Source organism: Treponema sp. C6A8 (assembly GCF_000619925.1).
Lineage (GTDB): Bacteria > Spirochaetota > Spirochaetia > Treponematales > Treponemataceae > Treponema_D.
The window spans coordinates 652,761-670,480 of record NZ_JHVB01000001.1 but is presented as its reverse complement, the minus strand read 5'-3'; the positions used below and the strand labels follow the sequence as shown (position 1 = coordinate 670,480).

Sequence of the window (17,720 nt, the reverse complement as noted above, 5' to 3'; positions counted from 1 at the left end):
TTTATGAGAAAAACTGAATGAAAAAAGTTCTTATTATCGTTAATGTCGGAAAACCTGATTCAAAAGAATTAGCCGAACAAATTTCTGCTTTTCTCAATACAAAAAAAATTAGCACAGATTTTTTTAATTTTGACGGGTTTTGCCAGGATTCGTCAATTAAAGATTATGATTTAGTTATTACGCTCGGCGGTGATGGAACAGTTCTCTTTGCCGCCCGTAACTGTGTAAAATATAATGTCCCGATTTTTCCTGTAAATTTCGGCCAGTTCGGATTCATTGCTTCCGTTCAGCCAAAAGACTGGAAAGAAGAGCTTGAAGCTTTTTTAGACGGAAAATCAAAAATCATTCAGCGCTCTATGGCAAATGTCCGCGTCATTCATAATGATGAAGAAATCTACTGTGGAAATGCGCTTAATGATGTTGTACTTTCTGCCCGTTCTGCAGCGACAACAATTTCGCTTGATGTTTACTACGAAATGCAGCTTTTGTGTAAGATAAAGGGCGACGGTCTTATTGTAAGCACTCCTACAGGCTCAACTGCCTATTCTGCAGCGGCTGGAGGCCCGATTCTGGATCCTTCTCTGGAAGCTTTTGTAATGACGCCGATTAATTCCTTTTCGCTTTCTTCACGCCCGATTGTCTTAAATCAGGAAGGAGTGATTTCAATCGGTATTTCTGAAAGCAGGGCAGACGGAATAAACCTTCGCCTGGACGGTTCAAAACCTGTGGAATTAAGCGTCGGCGATACAGTTTTAATCAGAAAACTGGAACAGAAGGTAAGACTTGTTAACTGCACTGCAGATAAATTTTATTCGGCATTGCGCTCAAAATTAAACTGGTCGGGAGGACCTCATGCTTGAAGATTTGACAATAAAAGATTTTGCCCTCATCGATTCTGATTATATTGAATTTAAGAAAGGCTTTACCGTATTATCCGGTGAAACAGGTGCCGGAAAATCTATTTTAATAGGTGCCATTTCATTTTTGCTTGGCGGTAAGGCTGATGCTGGTCAGATTCGCGCCGGTAAAAATGAAGCTAATGTAAGCGCAACCTTTGTTTTGAACGGAAAGCCTGTAAGTTCAGAAGTTCAGGCTCTTATTCAGTCTGATGATGAATATGAGCCTCGCACAGCCTATGAATGGCTTTTTAAGCATGGAATTGAAGTAGAAAATAACCGTGTACTTTTACGCCGTTTTATCCGTGCTAACGGAAAGTCTGGCGGCTGGATAAACGATACTCCTGTTACAAGGACAGATTTAGCCCAGCTTTCCGCCTTTTTAATTGATATTCACGGTCAGCATGAGCATCAGTCTTTGATGAAGGTTTCTGAGCACAGAAAATTCCTTGATGCCCGTGCCGGTATTACTGCTGATGTAGAAGAATTTACAAAACTTTATGCAGCCCTTGTTTCAAAGCGAAAATCTCTTTCAGAGTATTCTATGAGCGAAAGTGAACGCCTTAGAAAACTTGATATGATGAAATTTGCCATTGAAGAAATAGGGGCTCTGAAGCTTAAAAAAGATGAAGACCTTGCCCTGGAAGAGGAAGAATCACGTCTTTCTGGCTTTGAAAAAATCTATTCAGAGGTAGAAGGCATTAATCAGCTGCTTTCTGGCGGTGACGAAGGCGTTACCGGGGTCCTTAAAAAGCTTATGAGAAGCAGCGCTTACGTGGCAGAGATGGATAAATCTCTGGAAAAACTTAGTGCCCGTGTAGAATCTGCATTCTATGAGCTTTCTGACCTTTCTGATGAGTTTTCTTCTTATCAGTCTAAGCTTGTTTTTGACCCGGCTCGTCTTCAGGAAGTGCAGGACAGACTTTCTGCAATTTATAACCTTAAGAAAAAATATGCCTCGTCTGTAAATGCGCCTCTTTCAGAAGTACTTACTTTCTTTGAAGAAGCAAATCGCTTTGTAGAAGAAAACGAAAGCGGCAACGATAAAAAATCTCAGCTTGAAGCAGAAATCAAAGCGCTGGAAAAAGAAGTTCTTGTACGCGCGGAAAAACTTTCAGCCGCACGCGCTCAGGCTGCAAAAACTCTTGAGCAGGAAACAGATGCGATTCTTGCAAATCTTGGAATGAGCGGTACACGTTTTGGTGTCAGTATAAAAGCAAAAGAAGGTTCTGCTCTTGAACAGAAATGCGGCCCTTACGGTAAAGATGACATTGAGTTTATGATCAGCGCTAACCCTGGAAATCCTTTGCAGCCGCTTGCTAAAATTGCTTCTGGTGGTGAACTTTCCCGTGTAATGCTTGCCCTTAAGACAATTTTTGCTGAAAGTCAGGCAGATAACGTAGAAACCCTTATTTTTGATGAAATTGATACTGGAATCGGCGGTGAAGTCGCTGTTGCAGTAGGAAATCATATCAAAAATCTTTCTAAAAACCGACAAATTTTCTGTATTACACATCTAGCGAGCATCGCAGTTTATGCCGATAATCAGATTAAGATAGAGAAAAGTGTTTCTGGTGAAATTACATCATCTAATGTTCATCCTATTGAGGGCGAAGAAAGAGTCAGTGAAATTGCCCGTATGCTTTCCGGTGATGCTCAGACAGAACAGTCTCTGGAACACGCTCGCTCTATGCTTAATAAATTTTGCGGGGGATTTTAATGGCAAAAATTTCAGATGAACGCAGGCTTCATTTTACAGAGACAATTGCGCCTTACAAAGAAAAAATCAATCAGATGCTGGAAAAAGAAAAGACCATGCTGAACGGTATGCACGAAGGCGATATGGATTTTGAAAATAAAAAAGTCCTTTTGTGTGAAGACATGATTTACATTGCTTCCCTTTACATGGCTGAGAATGCTCTTTCCGTAAAGGTTATGGAAGTTAAAAATAATGATGCCTTGAACGACGCCCGCAAGATGATTTATAAGGCCATCATTTATCTTGAAGAAATTGTTACCCCGACTATTGATATTCCATACTCAGATCTGGTTCCAAAACATGAAAAAATCATGAATCTGAGCCTGGCACGCCGTTATACAATTATCCGTAAACTTGGACTTGCAATTAATCTATTGCGCGATGCATTCGGCGATAATTCTAAATGGAGATGGACTTTCGTAGAAATTGAAGGACGCTTTGCAACAGTTGCAAAAAACCTTATCGACATGAAATCTGCAACAAAAGATTATTTTGATCCTTCTTCACTTGATTATGAAACCACAGTTTTCTATATCAGAATGATTACAAAAATGCTTTCTGATTCTGCTGATGCTTACCGCGATAAATATGAGCTTTCAACACGTCGTGTAGATGATATGCGCAATGCAATCAGATATCTTCTTGCGCTTCGTAAACTTTATATAGCAATCGGTAGTTCAGAGCCTGCTGAAGAAGCAAAGAAAAAGGCTGTAGTCTGGAAAGACAGAATGGATGCCGACGCTAAAAAGGGTATCAGTAACTAATGGAAACAAAACTTTTTCTTCGTATTTTTGAGGGCTTTTCTATACAGCGCTGGAATGATCTTATCCGGCCGTTTGATATGGTAGAAATGGATAAGGCCGCCGAAAAAATGGTGCTGGCATATATCATTGGAAAATACGAGGAAAATAAAGGGCAGTATATAGATTGGGAATGGATAATTTACGCTTCCTTTTTTGATTTACTCAGAAAAATTGCCCTTTGTGATATTAAAGCTCCAGTTCAGCAGATGCTCAAGCGTGAATTTCTTGACGAATACATGCGGCTGAATGAGTGGGTTTTAAATCAGTATCGTACTCTTATCAACGATGACGATTTATTTTCCAAATTCACAATTTATGTAGGCCAGAAGGCAGGCTATTTTAAGCTGTCAGATGAACTAAGGCCATCTCTTCGCGTTTACAATGCCGCCCACAAATACGCAACAATGCGTGAGCTTGATATGCTTGCCGTTGTAAACGAAAAGCAGCGCCTTGAAAAAATCTATACTGAACTTCAGGCTGATATTCAGCCTTTTCTTGATCTGGAAGGCCTTCAGAAAATTATGACTCACCAGAAGCCTTTTGATTTTCTTATGAAAATTGAACAGCTTCGTTTTCAGACAAGATGGAATCAGACTCCTCGTGTTCCTGCAACTTCTGTTTTGGGGCACTGCTTTTATGTTGCAACAATGACAATGCTTTTGGGGCGCCAGTCAAATCCTAACATGTGTAAGCAGAGAATCATCAATAATTTTTTCAGCGCCCTTTTCCATGATTTGCCGGAATCTGTAACCCGAGATATTATTTCACCTGTAAAGCAGGCTACCGACGGTCTTCCTGACATCGTAAAAAAGATTGAAGATGAAATTGTTGCAAAGGAACTTGTTCCTCTTATGGAAGATTTTTTCCGTGATGAAATAATTTATTACACCAGCGATGAATTTTCAGACAGAATTCTTGATAATGATAAAAATGTAAAGAAAGTTTCCTGGGATGATTTGAATAATTTCTATAATGAAGATGAGCTTAATCCTGTTGACGGACGTCTTGTTCGAATTTGCGATCATCTTGCAGCCCTTATGGAAGCTGATATTTCCATAAAGCACGGAATTACATCAATTCACCTTACAAACGGACGTGACGGAATGCTGCGCCACTATGCGGAAGGTGAAAAAATCAGCGGAATAAACGTTTATAAGCTTTTTCACGAGATTACAGCATAATCTCTTCTCTGTAAAAAGCCTTAAAAATCCTTTCAGTTCCCTTTTTTTAATGCCGATAAATATAGTATGAAGAAATTTGTACTATTGACTTTGATTGCAATCACAAACTTTGCGCTTTCTTTTGCCGACACAACTTATATTGTTGAAAAAGGCGATACTTTATATTCTATCAGCCGTAAAAATCAGATCACAGTTGCAGAACTTAGAACTGCAAATAACCTTTCTGAAAATGATGTTCTTAAAGCCGGACAGAAAATTATAATTCCTGAGGCTGATATTGGAACTGCAGCAGCTCTTTCATCATCAAATCAGAAATCTGCGCCAAAAGTAACATCTAATGCAGCTACTTCATCTTATGTTGTTCAAAAGGGCGATACCCTTTATGGAATTGCTCGCAAAAACGGCATGAAGGTTCCTGAGCTTTTAGCCTTAAATAATCTTGATAATAATGCAGTCATCAAAGTTGGACAGAAATTAAAGATTTCAAGCGGCAGTCAGTATTCACAGGGAAAAACTCCTGCAACATCTTCAAGTTCAAATACTTCATATAATCAGGATTCAGCTTCAACGACAACTACAACAATCAGACTCGACGATAAAGCTCCAGATACAAGAACTTACGGTTCAACTGTGTCTTCAGATGCAAATACAAAATGGCCTGTAAAAAATCCAAGAATTACTTCGGTAAAAGGAAAAGTTTCAGGCGTTCAACTATCAGCCTTGCAGAATGAAAAGGTTTTGTGTATTCATGAAGGTACTGTAATGTATGTTGGTGTTTACCGTGGTTTTGGTCAGGTTCTCTTTGTTCAGTCAAAGACCGGCCTGATTTATGCCTATACAGGACTTGGCAGCGTAAACGTTAAGAAGGGTGATTATGCTGTAAGCGGCGCTGATTTAGGAACTGCAGGCGTTGATCCTATCAGCGGAAAGCCAGGCATTACCTTCATGGTATTCCAGAACGGCCAGCCTATAGACCCACGCACTGCACCCCGCAATTAGTTTGCATTATACTATCAGCTTTGCTTGCAAAGCTGATGTGCAGTGTTAGAGGCACTTTTTATGGTATTATAGTTTTTGACACTGCACAGTATCTTTCAGAATTCGCAGAAATAATTCTTTACAGGTTACAGCATCGTCAAAGGCACGGTGACTGTGACCTTTATTTATTTTTAAAGCATCAGCCAGATAATCAAGCTTGTGGCGCTCTGCCTTTGGATATGCCCAGCGGGAAATACGCAGTGTATCAAGTGCGTGATTTCTCACATAAGGCAGTCCGTTTTTTTCACACTCACTGTTTAAGAAATTCAAATCAAACTGAACATTGTGGCCCATCAAAATTGAATCGCCAATAAAATCAATAAAACGCGGCAATACCTCTTTAATGCAGGGCTTATCATAAACCATTGAGTCAGTGATTTTTGTAATTTGGGTGATTATGGGTGGAATAGGAAGATTTGGATTTATAAGGGTGGAGAAGCGGTCAAGCTCTCCATCCTTATTGAATTTTACAGCACCAATCTCGATTATCGTGCAGTCCTCCGCCTTTATGCCAGTAGTTTCGGTATCAAAGGCTGTGATGACTGCTCCGCTTTTTAATAGCTTGAGCAGCCGTCTGTTATCCTGCAAAATCCTGTTGTAGTGCTGCATCGAAAGTTTTTGCCTTATTTTGAAGCAGCATCAAGAATAGAGTTGATGTCTGATTCAATTGCGTTACAGAATGTGCCGGCCTTAGCTTTAGCATCTTTGAGCCATGCATCGCTTCCGTCTCCTGCCGGGATTACAGAGTTGATGTAGAACTTAATCTTAGGCTCTGTTCCAGAAGGACGTGCACTTACGATTGTACCGCTTTCCAGATAGAACTGAAGTACATTGCTCTTTGGAAGGTCAATCTTTGTTTTGTTAGAAGGATTTGCTGGATCGAATACAACACTTTCCTGAACATCACGGATTTTAACAACCTTTTCGCCACCCAAAGTCTTAAGACCTTCTGTGCGGAGTTTAGCCATGATTCCCTTCATTACTGCAACACCAGAGCTTCCCGGGAAGTTCTTAGAAATTGCGCGGTCTTCATAGTAGCCGTACTCTCTGTACATATCATCAAGGTGTTCAAGAAGTGATTTACCCTGTGAACGCCAGTAAAGAATCATTTCTGCACACATAGCAGCAGCAGAAACACCGTCTTTATCCATTACTTCTTTTTCAATCTTGTAACCGTAGCTCTCTTCAAGACCGAATACATAGTTATGAGTTCCTGCTTTTTCAAATGCCTCTTCTGCAGCGGCAATCCACTTAAATCCTGTAAGACATTCAACCAAAGCGATATTGTGCTTTTTGCAGATAGCATCGCCGAAGTTAGATGTTACGATAGAGCGGATGAGGGCTGGATTTTTAGGCATCTTTCCGAATTCTTCGCGGCTTCTGATTACATAATCCATCAAAAGGGCACCCATCTGGTTTCCGCTCAAAAGAACGAAGTTTCCGTCCTTGTCTGGGAATGCTGTACCAAAGCGGTCTGAATCAGGGTCAGTTGCCATTACACCGTCTGCCTTTTCTTTCTTTGCAAGTTCAACTGCAAGAGTAAGAGCTGGTTTTTCCTCTGGGTTTGGCTTTTCTACAGTAGGGAAGTTTCCATCCGGTTCGCGCTGCTCTGGAACAGTGATTACTTTAAGTCCAAGATCACCAAGAACTTTTTCTACGTGCATTGCACCTGTTCCATGGAGTGGTGTGTAAACAATGCGGATGTCCTTTGCCTTTTCCTTAATCAATTCAGGGCGGAAAAGCTGTGCCTTACACATAGCCCAGAATTTTTCATCAATTTCTTTATCAATGATTACGAGTTTTTCTTCGGCAATTGCCTGAACGCGTGTCATTGTCTTAACTTCTGTTACTTTGTTTACTTCTTCAATGATACCAACATCATGAGGCTCAATTACCTGAGCACCGTTGTCCCAGTAAGCCTTGTAACCGTTGTACATGCGTGGGTTGTGTGATGCTGTTACTACAACACCAGTTTTTGCTCCCAGCTGGCGGATTGCAAATGAAAGCTCTGGAGTAGGACGAAGGCTTGAGAAAAGGTAAGCCTTAATTCCGTTTGCAGCAAAAATCAAAGCTGTTGCTTCTGCAAAAACATCTGAGTTCAAGCGGCTGTCGTAAGCAACAACTGCACTCAAAGTTCCTTCTTTTGCTTCTTTAGGGAATGCCTTAAGAACGTAGTTTGCAAGACCCTGTGTAGCCTTGTTGATTTCAAGTGTATTCATGCGGTTTGTACCACCGCCCATAATTCCGCGGAGTCCGCCTGTTCCAAATTCAAGAGTCTGATAGAATCTGTCTTCAAGCTCTTTGTAATCTTCTTTCGAAATAAGTTCTTCTACTTCCTTGCTGAATCTTTCATCTTTTTCTTCTGCAATGTAAGCTTTTGCTCTCTTTAAGATTTCTGCCTGATCCATTTAATTCTCCTGTGTATGTAAACCCGCCGGTCAGAGCGAGCCTTATTCAATATTATTATAAGTGATTTTTATTGATTTTGCTACCATTCATGTTAAAATATACTATATATTGTGAATTTAAGTTTTTCTAAAAAAATTAAACAGCTTGGTTCTCTTCTTTCAACGATCGCAATTATTATTATCTCAATAATACTTGTTGCCTTTGTATATTTCCGAATGTACCGTCTTACAGAGAAAAACTGCCTTATAAATCTTGAAACAACCGCCGAAAAAGTCGGAAATCTTTTTTCTTCAGACATTCAGTATCAGTCCTTATTCCTTCACGATTACGCAGATTTAATCATTGCCAATAAAATAGATGAAAAGGAAGAATTCATTAATTTCATGAAGAATTTTACTTTTTCATATAATACCTATGATGTAAAAATGATTCTTCCTGACGGTACTATTATCTGCAGGGGCGGAAAAACCATGCAGATTACTGACGATCAATATTTCTTCCGTCAGGCGCAAAAAGGAGAAAGTTTCTCTCCTATAAAGCCAAGTTTTACAGAATCAATGGTATCTATCGATCATTATCTTCCTGTTACCATAAGCGGAAAAACTGTATGTATCCTCTTCTGTGAACTCGATCTGGACTTTCTTGCAAATGAAGGCGTTGAATCAATTTATGACGGCAACGCAGATTACATAATTTTTAATCCAAATACCCGGGAAATGTATGTAAATACCTATTCCCGCCTGACGGGAAATCTCTATGCCTTTTTAACCCGGCTTATTTATCCTAAAAACAAGGTAGATGAAATTGTTTCAGCCTGTGAAAAGCTTAGTGTCTATTCATCAGAAGTGCATAGTCTGGGTGAAAAGCTTTATATATATGTAGTTCCTTTGTCAGTGGAAAATTTTTCTATATGTGTTTTTGGAAAAAACAACGTAATTTTCAAAGATCTGGAATTATTTAAAAGTACTGCCGTAAAATTTATTGTGATAATGAGCGTACTTTATTCAATTTATTTGATCTTTATGATTAAAAACACTCAGGAAAGAATTAATATTTCAATTATGGAAGAGCGGGTGAATAAGGCTGAATCGGAAGCAAAATATAAGACAATCTTCCTGTCTTCCATGAGCCATGATATCCGAACTCCTATGAATGCAATCGTCGGATACATAAATCTTGCGGTTCTTAACAGTTCTGATGAAATCAGGATGAAGCAGTATCTTTCAAAGAGCCTTGCTGCCAGCAATCATCTGCTTTCCCTGATAAATGAAGTCCTTGATATAAGCCGTATTGAAAGCGGAAAAATTACGATTAAGGAAACTGAATGCGACCTTCGTGAAATTTTAAGCGAAATAGAAAATATCCTTACAGTTCAGACTCAGCCTAAAAAACAGAATTTCCATATAAATTCCGAATTGCTTACTAATTCTTATGTAATGTGTGATAAGCTGCATCTTCAGCAGATTCTTATTAATATCCTTGGTAACTCCGTAAAATATACTCAGCGGCACGGCGATATTTCTCTTACTGTAAAAGAAAAGCTCCTGCTTTCTGCTCCGGGAAAATCAAGTTCCGAATACGAATTCAGCATGAAGGATAACGGAATTGGAATGAGCAGTGATTTCTTAAAGCATGTCTTTGAACCTTTCAGCCGTCAGAAGCTTATTGAAGATAAAGTCAGTGGTACGGGACTTGGTCTTGCAATCTGTAAAAAACTGATTGAGCACATGAACGGAACAATAGAAATCAAGAGCGCCGAAAATGTCGGAACTGAAACTATTGTAAAGCTTAAGTTTAATCACATCAGCCTTGAACAGTATGAAAAGGAAAAATACATTTCTCTCAATCACGACAGTTACAGAATCGATTCAAAAATCAATAATTCAAAACGAAATTACGAGGGAAAAATTCTTCTTCTTGTTGATGATAATGACTTTAACCGCGAAATCTCGACAGAACTTTTACAGAGGGCAGGCTTTAAGGTTGAAGAAGCAAGAAACGGTCAGGAAGCAGTAGAAAAAGTGAAGGCCAGCGTCCCTGGTTATTATTCAGCAGTCCTCATGGATATCCAGATGCCTATTTTGAACGGCTATGAAGCTACAAGATTTATCCGTGATCTTCCTGATATATCGCTTTCTCAGATTCCTATCGTTGCGGTTACGGCTAATGCATTTGAAGAAGATATTCAGATGGCAAAAAAGGAAGGCATGAATGCCTATATCGTAAAGCCGATTAACATTACTAAATTATTTACGGTTTTGGATGAAATTTTTATAAAAAAAATTGATAACTTGGTGTAAAATATAATCTATTAGATAAGGCGGGATTTATGACAATTAAGGAAGTTTACGAACAGACTAATTCAGATTATGAAGATGCAATGGAACGCTTGGGTTCTGAAAAACTGATTTCAAAGTATCTTTTGAAATTTATGGATTTGACTGATTACAACGATATGATTAATGCAATTCAGATAAAAGACTGGGAAGGGGGATTTAAATCTTCTCATAATCTGAAGGGAATTGCCCTTAATATGAGTTTTACCGAACTTGCCCGTTCCGGTTCTGAACTTTGTGACACAATGCGTCATGGAGCACCAAAAAACGACATTACAGAACTGGTAAACAAAGTAAGTTCTGATTACAAGCTGATTATGGATGTATTGGAAAAATATAAAGACGAAATGTAACCGGGGGAATTTATGCGTAATAAAATACTTATAGTCGATGATGTTGAGCTTAACCGCGATATTCTTTCGGATATGCTTGAAGACGAATATGACATCCTTACTGCTGCTGACGGTCGTCAGGCAATTACAATAATGAATTCAGAAATTGAAAATATAGCCGTAGTTCTTCTGGATCTTGTTATGCCGGAAGTTGATGGTTTTTATGTTCTCAATATTATGAAAGAGCGTGACTGGATGAAAGATATTCCTGTCGTAATTATAAGCGGTGACGCAACCGTTGAAGTTGAAACACGAGCCTTAAAATTCGGTGTAAATGATTTTATTCATAAGCCTTTTAATGTAAACATTGTCCGCCAGCGAGTAAAAAACATTACAGACCTCTACAATTACCGCAAGCAGATAGAAGAACGCTACAATACACAGACTGATATTCTTGAAAAAACAAATATTCTTTTGCGCCGTCAGGCATACGAACTTCATCAGAATAATGCAAGAATTATCGATATTCTTGGTACTGTCGTTGAATCCCGTAATCTTGAAAGCGGAGAACATATTCACCGTGTAAAAGGTTATACACATCTTCTGGCTCTTGAATATATGAAGCTTTACCCGGAAGAAGGTATGACAACTCACAGGGCAAAACTGATTGCTTCTGCAAGTTCCCTGCATGATGTAGGAAAAATTGCAATTCCTGACTCAATTTTGCTGAAGCCGGGACGTTTTACTCCTGATGAATTTGCCATTATGACTGCTCACACATCAAAGGGCGCTGCAATCGTAAAGGAAATGTCTGATATCTGGGATGAAGAATATGGTACTGCCTGCTATGAAATTTGTCTTTATCACCATGAAAGATGGGATGGAAAAGGCTATCCAATGCACAAAAAAGGTGATGAAATACCTCTTTCTGCCCAGCTTGTTTCCCTTGCAGATGTTTATGATGCTCTTGTCAGTGAACGCTGCTATAAGGATGCTTTCAGCCCTGAGCAGGCTTATGAAATGATTGTCGGCGGTGAATGCGGCCAGTTCAACCCTAAGATTATTGAATGCTTCAAAAATCTTAAGGAAGAATTTGAAAACTTTGACGCCGAGCACTATTCTCTGGAAGATGAAAATTCTGATCTTCCAGATTATATGACTCAGATGTTTTAGTTATCGGCCTTTTTGATAAGCTCTGTTTCCCATTCAAGCAGGGCTTTTTCTTCCTCCGTATTATTGCCCTTAACGTCGCACATAATACGGAATACAGGTTCGGTTCCGCTGCCACGCATCCAGATAAATGCGCAGGCTTCATCCTTTTTATCCTTGAAAAGAATCTTAAGTCCGCCTTTCTTACTCAAAGAATAATCTTTTACATTCCGGCTTTCTTTTGTTCCGTTTGTAATTACAGCTTCATAAGATGTAATTCCGTATTTCTTTTCAAGTTCTGATTTCTTTTTCTTCCAGCTGTCCTCAAATACCTTCTGGAAAGCAGCCTTAAGCTTTGCGTGATCTGTAGTTTTTACTTTTAATACAGCGCGAGGCTCGCTTACACCTGTTGTTGTATATTCAGGCAATGTTGCAAGAATATCTGTGAGGGTAAAATCTGCCTTATATTTTGCACCGGATTTTTTACACCAGAGTTCAAAAAGTCCGTTTTCACGGATTGTAAGGAGTTTTAAAAGGGCAAAAACAGTATTAAGAGGGTCACGCACGCTTGAAGGATATGTGATTGTTCCTCCGTTTGAACCTTCTCCCAAAATTGGAACTGTAAAGCCTTCTTCACGTTTTTCGCGGGCAAGATTTACAACGTTTGCTTCTCCAACTTCTGCGCGGAAAACTTCTGCTCCAAGCGCCTTTGCAATTTCTTCAATTCTCATGGAAGTAGGGCAGTTTACAGCAACAGCAGGTTTTATATTATTTTCTTTGTTATTCCAGATGCACCAGGTAAGTTCTGCTAGAACTGAAAGGCTGAAAACTTCCTGGGCTTTTAGGATAACTGCTTTTTTCTGCTTGTCGTCCCAGTAAACGATGTTTCCCCGGTCTCCGTCGCAGTCAGGCATATAACCGAGAATGTACTCTTTATAGCCCTGATTCTGCAGCCATTCCATCTGTTTTGCAACGTGAACAAGATTTTCTGCTTCTGGAATTATTTCGTGGACAATTTCTTTATCGTTTATGCTGTTAAATTTAATCTTGTTTTCTGCAAAAAAGTCGCGGTCGATACAGTAATTTCTTGAACTTCCGTTGAAATCGCAGACAACTCCCACAGCTTTTTCTTCTGCAGATGCCTTTATGAGATTGAAGAACTTTTCCTGGCCTTCTTTATCTTCACTTGAAGAAATTGTACGGCGGATAAAGTCTGAGTAAGCCTTCAGAGAATTGTGTTTGGCGCTGGAAGATTCCTGATAGACCTGCTTGAGGATTGAAGAACTGCAGGCATCAGCTTCAGAAACTGTTGTCAAAAGAAGATTGTCATCGCCTACAAGCTTAAGGAATGCATCCGTTACTTTTGCATTTTCGGCAGCATTTAAAACTCCGCCGTCATTTGTACCGAATTTTATTCCGTTGTGGCCAATAGGGTTGTGGCTTGCAGAAATATAAATGAAGCCGTCCAGTTTTTTAGCATAAGCCATAATCTCTGGTGCGGAAGAAATACCTAAAAACTGAATGATTGCGCCTTTTTTTATAAGGGCGCGCAAGACTGCATCTGCAATTGCAGGTCCTGTTGGACGTGTATCCATTCCGACTGCAATAACCGGAGCTGTTAATCCTGTAAGATTTGAAAGGTAGTCAAAAAAACAAACTGCTGCGGCAACCGAAATAGCCTTACTTTCTTTTGTAATTTCACTTGTTTTGTCTTGTTCTGCTCCGGATGCTGCAAATACCTTGCGCCATCCGGAAGCCGATAAAATCATTTTATGTTCCATGATTTTATTTTATCATACTTTTAGTGAACTGTAACGTTATAATTTAAATGTCTTGAATTTCCTTTTAAGTCTGTGAAAATTAATGTGATTGTCGCTTTCCCCTGTTTTAGAATTGCTTCACCAACCAGCATAAGTTTTTCATCCGGATATATTTCAAGATTTGAATAATTTCTTTTTCCTGTAACGTTGCATTTTCCGTCTTCCTGATTGAGGGAGTTATAGGAAATTTCATCAGTCTGTTCACCGTTTACAAGCACAGTAGTCTTAAAAGGAACTGGAATTTCGTTTCTTTTGAAATAGATTTTATAGGTTCCGGCGTAAAATGCTTTTGCCCACTGCAAATCATAGGCTGTTCCGTTTTTATTTTTAATTATTATTGTAGAAATAGATAATTGAGGAAGAGTCTGCGGCTGAGGAAGCAGTAAAAGGGGATTTATAGCCTTCTTTTCCTTTACATCGATAATCTGAAAGCCAAGTGTTTTTTCATCTTTTACAAAGCCTGTGTTTCCTGTCTGAGCAATTACCTGGCTTTTTTGAATTGTTTTTGAATAGTCTGTAGTAACAATCGAAGAGTTTTCAAGATGTGAATAAACAGAAATTAAACTATCATCATGACGGACAATAACTGCAGCTCCCAGAGAGGATGTGAAAAAATCTGTGTCATCATTATGATCTTCAATAATTATCAGGGTATTGCCTGCATCAGAGCAGAGGACTTCTTCTGTTTCTTTTAGATTTATAAAGGTGCCCATATTTGTATCTGTGCGCTGGGCAAACCAGGTTGAGATTTTATCTGCGTCAGCCTTTTCTGATGGCCATTCAAAGGCAAAAATGCCTGCAAGCAAAGTAAGATTTATTATGACTGCAGCTATTTTTTTCATCACTATTTCCTTTCCAAAGAGATTTTTGAGATGGAATCGTCTTTTCCTATGAATAAACAGTCTTTCCCTGTCTGAATGAAGGCAGTTTCGGCTTTAAAACTAAAGCTTCCTTCAAGGGTATTTGTTTTTTCAAGAAGGTAAACTGTATATTCAGAAGCGTTTTTACCTAAAAGGAAAATTAAATTATCAGATTCCCTGATAGAAATGATTTTTGAATTAATCGGAATGATGTTGTTCTGATTTTGTCTGTAATCATAAATTCCGATGTTTTTTTCAAAAGTATAAATGACGCGGCTGTTGTCGTTGCAGAAATGAACAAGACTTTGGTGGGCACCTTTTGTGTCTAAGAAAGTGTGATAAATGATTTTAGGTTGATTTTCTTCCCTGTGGGCGATGATAAATCTCTGCTTATTGTGTCCGCAGACTGCTGCAATGTATTCTCCGTGTTCTGAAATATCAATTCCCAGAATTACAGGAAAATCACTTCCTCCAGGAGAGAATTCGATTTCAGAAATTCCGTTTGTGTTATTGAAAATTGAAATAGAACCGTTTGCAAAACCTGCTGCGGTATAGGCGCTGTTTGAGCTGAAGGCGGTTATCGGAAGAATCCCTTCATAGTGCCAGTCGGCATTTCCGTTTTCATCGCATTTGATAAAGGAATTTCCGCCTGCCAGCATTACGTAAATACGGTCTTCAACAATGTATGGAAGTCCTTCAAAATTAATTACGCCCTTTGCAGAGCCGTTATTTTCGTAAAAGGTTGTGTTTTTAGTATAGTTATTAAAAATTGAAAAATATGTATCTGAAATTGAAGCAAGATTCTGGAAGGGCTTAAAAAGTGTGATGTTTCCGTCGTCAGTGAAGTAACCGATGTTTTTTCCCAGTCTGAAGTAGTGCTGCTCCTGTCCTTCTTTGAGTTCTGAAATCTGTTTTGTTATATTAATTTTCCAGATTGGCTGGAACTGATATTCTTTTGGAAGTTTTCGGGCTGCAAGAATAAGATAAGCGATTGAAAAAATGATTGCTAAGGTAATAAGTAATGGAGCACGAGATTTAGTTTCATTCATATTAATAATTTACTATAAAATACTAATTATCTCAACTTAAAAATCGTTGACAAAAAAGCGTAAAGTATGCAAAATATTCTAAAGTTTTCAAAATGATTTTAAAAAACATGTCAGAGGGGGCGCGTCGTGGAAGACGATATCCTTACAATTGAAGAAGTTGCAAAATACCTTCGTGTATCAGATAGAACAGTTTATGATTGGGCTCAGAAGGGGGAAATTCCTGCTGGTAAAATCGGAACTGTATGGCGTTTCAAGAAATCTGAAGTAGAAAACTGGGTAAATGCCCGTCTTTCTTCAGATACTACAAAACAGGCTCAGATTCAGGTTCAGGTAAGAAATGTTCTTTCTCCTGAGCGTGTAATTTTTATAAATCATACTACAAAGCATGATGCTCTTGTAGAACTCGCACAGGTTCTGGCTACAGCACCTCAGGTTAAGAACGAACAGGAACTTACAACAGAAATCCTTAAGCGTGAAGAGCTTATGTCGACTGCAATCGGACGCGGAATTGCTATTCCTCACGTTCGTCTTTCTTCTGTTACAGACCTTGTAATGGCAGTTGGAATTTGTAAGAAGCCTCTGGAAGATTTCCAGACAATTGATGATGAGAAGGTAAATCTTCTCTTTATGATTGCTGCGGCTTATAACCAGCATTCATATTACCTTAAGACAATTTCGCACTTCAGCGCAAAACTTAAGAAAAATGACCTTCGTCAGGCAATGACCCAGGCCGCTACAGAAAAAGAAGTTTACGACTTGCTTTTGAAAGCATAACTTAATCTACAAAAAAACGGACTGCGGGTCCCAGCGACGGCGTAAATCAGGCAAAATGCGTCGGTATATAGCATTTTGCCCCTTGCGGGTTCCCCCCTAATTTCCGCCTGCGTCCCACAGTCCGTTTTTTTTTGTCCATTTTAGTTCAATTCAATAGCAAACCACTTGCTCTTATCTGCATGATCCTGGGCTATTGTTCCCCAGGTAACTTTGGCTGTAGTTTCTCCCATCAGGTATTCTTTCCCTTTTTCGCTATCTACAAAAGTCTGTCCGGGAGCCTGAATTTCAGTTCCAGCCATTGCATGTGAAAATCCTGGACTTAACAAAAGTACAGACGGAATGTTTTTTGCATTCAAAAGAAGGCTTACAAGCATAGAACGGCTGTCGCAGTCGCTTCCTTCTCCTGTGAGAATTGCAGGAAGCGGAGTAAAGTCTGAATTTGTTTTTATCTTTGCGCGTTTGTAATCAAATGTCTGAACCCAGCTTAATAGAGCCTGAGCATAGCCCAGCTGAAGGTTCTTTGGAGATTTTGTTTTCAATTCCGGTAAAAGCGCCTTGTAAATATCATCGCTTACGTGGGAAAGACGGGCATATGAATCACGATAAAGCAGGCGGTAATAGCGTTTCCATGCATCCATTTTATGAGGATGATTTGCGTACATTGTAAGAACTGCAAATTCAATATTTACAACAAATTCAGATGCCTCTGCATCACTTTTATCAACGCTTGTTTTGATTTTTTTTCCGTCAATTACAAGCTGTACATCCTCTTTTCCCTGTTTTGGATATGCAAAATCTGTAATTATTCCCGTGGTCTTTTCATCTCCAATCTGCAAAGAGTTCAATGTCGACATGATAAAATAATTACATTTTTCAGAAATTGACTTTGGAGCATAACAGAGAAGGGTAAGATAATATCCTTCAAGTTTTGTTGGAGAGCTTAGAGCCCATCCTGCAAATTCCTGTCCGTTGGACAGGGTAAAAGACGGTTTTGCAATGGCGCAGGATTTATTATTCCATTCAAAGTTTCCGGCTTCATCCTTTGAGCCCACTTTTTCAAGTGCCGTCTGAAGAACAGAAATGGCATCTTCCGTGCTGTCATAAATTTTCACCGCAAGTGTTACCGGAAGATTTTTATGGGTAAACGCGAGGCTTAAATTATCGTTTGTCGTTGCGGAAAGTTCGTAACCTTCCGGAATGTCGAGAGAATATCCGAATGTTTCGTCAATAATAGGCTCTGCAAAAAGCAAAAAGCCTGAAAAAAATGCAATATAAAGCGCAGTAATTTTTTTGTAGAAAAGTTTTGTTGTCATT

15 protein-coding genes are annotated in these 17,720 nt (G+C 39.1%); 9 read left to right on the top strand and 6 right to left on the bottom strand.

The annotated features are described in order from the left end of the window. Positions 1-17: 17 nt before the first annotated feature. The 5 genes from T530_RS0103050 (at position 18) to T530_RS0103030 (ending at position 5,638) form a co-directional block, all read left to right on the top strand. Positions 18-860, top strand: coding sequence for an NAD(+)/NADH kinase (locus tag T530_RS0103050; protein WP_027727753.1), 843 nt, complete (start codon positions 18-20; stop codon positions 858-860). Beyond that, positions 853-2,616: a DNA repair protein RecN gene (recN, locus tag T530_RS0103045; protein WP_027727752.1), complete on the top strand. Its 1,764-nt coding sequence runs from the start codon at positions 853-855 to the stop codon at positions 2,614-2,616. The genes T530_RS0103050 and recN overlap by 8 nt, the downstream gene beginning before the upstream one ends. After that, on the top strand, positions 2,616-3,419 hold the full coding sequence (locus tag T530_RS0103040) for a hypothetical protein (protein WP_027727751.1): 804 nt from the start codon (positions 2,616-2,618) through the stop codon (positions 3,417-3,419). The genes recN and T530_RS0103040 overlap by 1 nt, the downstream gene beginning before the upstream one ends. Next, positions 3,419-4,639 carry an HD family hydrolase gene (locus tag T530_RS0103035; RefSeq protein WP_027727750.1) on the top strand — a complete coding sequence of 407 codons (1,221 nt, stop codon included), beginning with the start codon at positions 3,419-3,421 and terminating at the stop codon, positions 4,637-4,639. The genes T530_RS0103040 and T530_RS0103035 overlap by 1 nt, the downstream gene beginning before the upstream one ends. 66 nt (positions 4,640-4,705) lie before the next feature. After that, positions 4,706-5,638, top strand: coding sequence for a LysM peptidoglycan-binding domain-containing M23 family metallopeptidase (locus T530_RS0103030; RefSeq protein WP_027727749.1), 933 nt, complete (start codon positions 4,706-4,708; stop codon positions 5,636-5,638). A gap of 66 nt (positions 5,639-5,704) precedes the next feature. On the opposite strand, the gene T530_RS0103025 is transcribed toward T530_RS0103030, so the two are convergent. Beyond that, positions 5,705-6,286, bottom strand: coding sequence for a PolC-type DNA polymerase III (locus T530_RS0103025; RefSeq protein WP_027727748.1), 582 nt, complete (start codon positions 6,284-6,286; stop codon positions 5,705-5,707). A gap of 14 nt (positions 6,287-6,300) precedes the next feature. Next, positions 6,301-8,085, bottom strand: a complete 1,785-nt coding sequence (locus T530_RS0103020) for a phospho-sugar mutase (RefSeq protein WP_027727747.1) — start codon at positions 8,083-8,085, stop codon at positions 6,301-6,303. Between the two features lie 111 nt (positions 8,086-8,196). Between T530_RS0103020 and T530_RS14600 the strand changes: the two genes are divergently transcribed. Genes T530_RS14600 through T530_RS0103005 form a run of 3 tightly spaced genes read left to right on the top strand, consistent with a single transcriptional unit; the run spans position 8,197 to position 11,927 of the window. After that, positions 8,197-10,386, top strand: coding sequence for an ATP-binding protein (locus T530_RS14600; RefSeq protein ID WP_051537783.1), 2,190 nt, complete (start codon positions 8,197-8,199; stop codon positions 10,384-10,386). A 29-nt stretch (positions 10,387-10,415) separates the two neighbouring features. Further along, positions 10,416-10,775: a hypothetical protein gene (locus T530_RS0103010; protein WP_027727746.1), complete on the top strand. Its 360-nt coding sequence runs from the start codon at positions 10,416-10,418 to the stop codon at positions 10,773-10,775. 12 nt (positions 10,776-10,787) lie between these two features. Then, positions 10,788-11,927, top strand: coding sequence for an HD domain-containing phosphohydrolase (locus T530_RS0103005; RefSeq protein WP_027727745.1), 1,140 nt, complete (start codon positions 10,788-10,790; stop codon positions 11,925-11,927). Here the strand turns inward: T530_RS0103005 and T530_RS0103000 are convergent. Genes T530_RS0103000 through T530_RS0102990 form a run of 3 tightly spaced genes read right to left on the bottom strand, consistent with a single transcriptional unit; the run spans position 11,924 to position 15,632 of the window. Then, on the bottom strand, positions 11,924-13,684 hold the full coding sequence (locus T530_RS0103000; RefSeq protein ID WP_252507348.1) for a phosphoglucomutase: 1,761 nt from the start codon (positions 13,682-13,684) through the stop codon (positions 11,924-11,926). The genes T530_RS0103005 and T530_RS0103000 overlap by 4 nt on opposite strands. Positions 13,685-13,704: 20 nt before the next feature. Continuing rightward, positions 13,705-14,565, bottom strand: a complete 861-nt coding sequence (locus T530_RS0102995) for a M23 family metallopeptidase (RefSeq protein WP_027727743.1) — start codon at positions 14,563-14,565, stop codon at positions 13,705-13,707. Between the two features lie 2 nt (positions 14,566-14,567). Further along, positions 14,568-15,632 carry a hypothetical protein gene (locus T530_RS0102990; RefSeq protein WP_027727742.1) on the bottom strand — a complete coding sequence of 355 codons (1,065 nt, stop codon included), beginning with the start codon at positions 15,630-15,632 and terminating at the stop codon, positions 14,568-14,570. Between the two features lie 126 nt (positions 15,633-15,758). On the opposite strand from T530_RS0102990, the gene T530_RS0102985 reads away from it, so the two are divergent. Beyond that, positions 15,759-16,406 carry a PTS sugar transporter subunit IIA gene (locus tag T530_RS0102985; RefSeq protein WP_027727741.1) on the top strand — a complete coding sequence of 216 codons (648 nt, stop codon included), beginning with the start codon at positions 15,759-15,761 and terminating at the stop codon, positions 16,404-16,406. A gap of 140 nt (positions 16,407-16,546) precedes the next feature. Here T530_RS0102985 and T530_RS0102980 read toward each other — a convergent pair whose 3' ends face one another. Continuing rightward, complete coding sequence (locus T530_RS0102980; RefSeq protein WP_027727740.1) at positions 16,547-17,719, bottom strand: hypothetical protein; 1,173 nt, start codon at positions 17,717-17,719, stop codon at positions 16,547-16,549. Position 17,720: the final 1 nt, after the last annotated feature.

Coding starts and splice junctions, on each gene's coding strand:
- T530_RS0103020 (WP_027727747.1), bottom strand. CDS start 8,085: ATGGATCAGGCAGAAATCTTAAAGAGAGCAAAAGCTTACATTGCAGAA.
- T530_RS0103025 (WP_027727748.1), bottom strand. CDS start 6,286: ATGCAGCACTACAACAGGATTTTGCAGGATAACAGACGGCTGCTCAAG.
- T530_RS0103050 (WP_027727753.1), top strand. CDS start 18: ATGAAAAAAGTTCTTATTATCGTTAATGTCGGAAAACCTGATTCAAAA.
- T530_RS0103010 (WP_027727746.1), top strand. CDS start 10,416: ATGACAATTAAGGAAGTTTACGAACAGACTAATTCAGATTATGAAGAT.
- T530_RS0103035 (WP_027727750.1), top strand. CDS start 3,419: ATGGAAACAAAACTTTTTCTTCGTATTTTTGAGGGCTTTTCTATACAG.
- T530_RS0102995 (WP_027727743.1), bottom strand. CDS start 14,565: ATGAAAAAAATAGCTGCAGTCATAATAAATCTTACTTTGCTTGCAGGC.
- recN (WP_027727752.1), top strand. CDS start 853: ATGCTTGAAGATTTGACAATAAAAGATTTTGCCCTCATCGATTCTGAT.
- T530_RS0102990 (WP_027727742.1), bottom strand. CDS start 15,632: ATGAATGAAACTAAATCTCGTGCTCCATTACTTATTACCTTAGCAATC.
- T530_RS0102980 (WP_027727740.1), bottom strand. CDS start 17,719: ATGACAACAAAACTTTTCTACAAAAAAATTACTGCGCTTTATATTGCA.
- T530_RS0103040 (WP_027727751.1), top strand. CDS start 2,616: ATGGCAAAAATTTCAGATGAACGCAGGCTTCATTTTACAGAGACAATT.
- T530_RS0103005 (WP_027727745.1), top strand. CDS start 10,788: ATGCGTAATAAAATACTTATAGTCGATGATGTTGAGCTTAACCGCGAT.
- T530_RS0103000 (WP_252507348.1), bottom strand. CDS start 13,684: ATGGAACATAAAATGATTTTATCGGCTTCCGGATGGCGCAAGGTATTT.
- T530_RS0103030 (WP_027727749.1), top strand. CDS start 4,706: ATGAAGAAATTTGTACTATTGACTTTGATTGCAATCACAAACTTTGCG.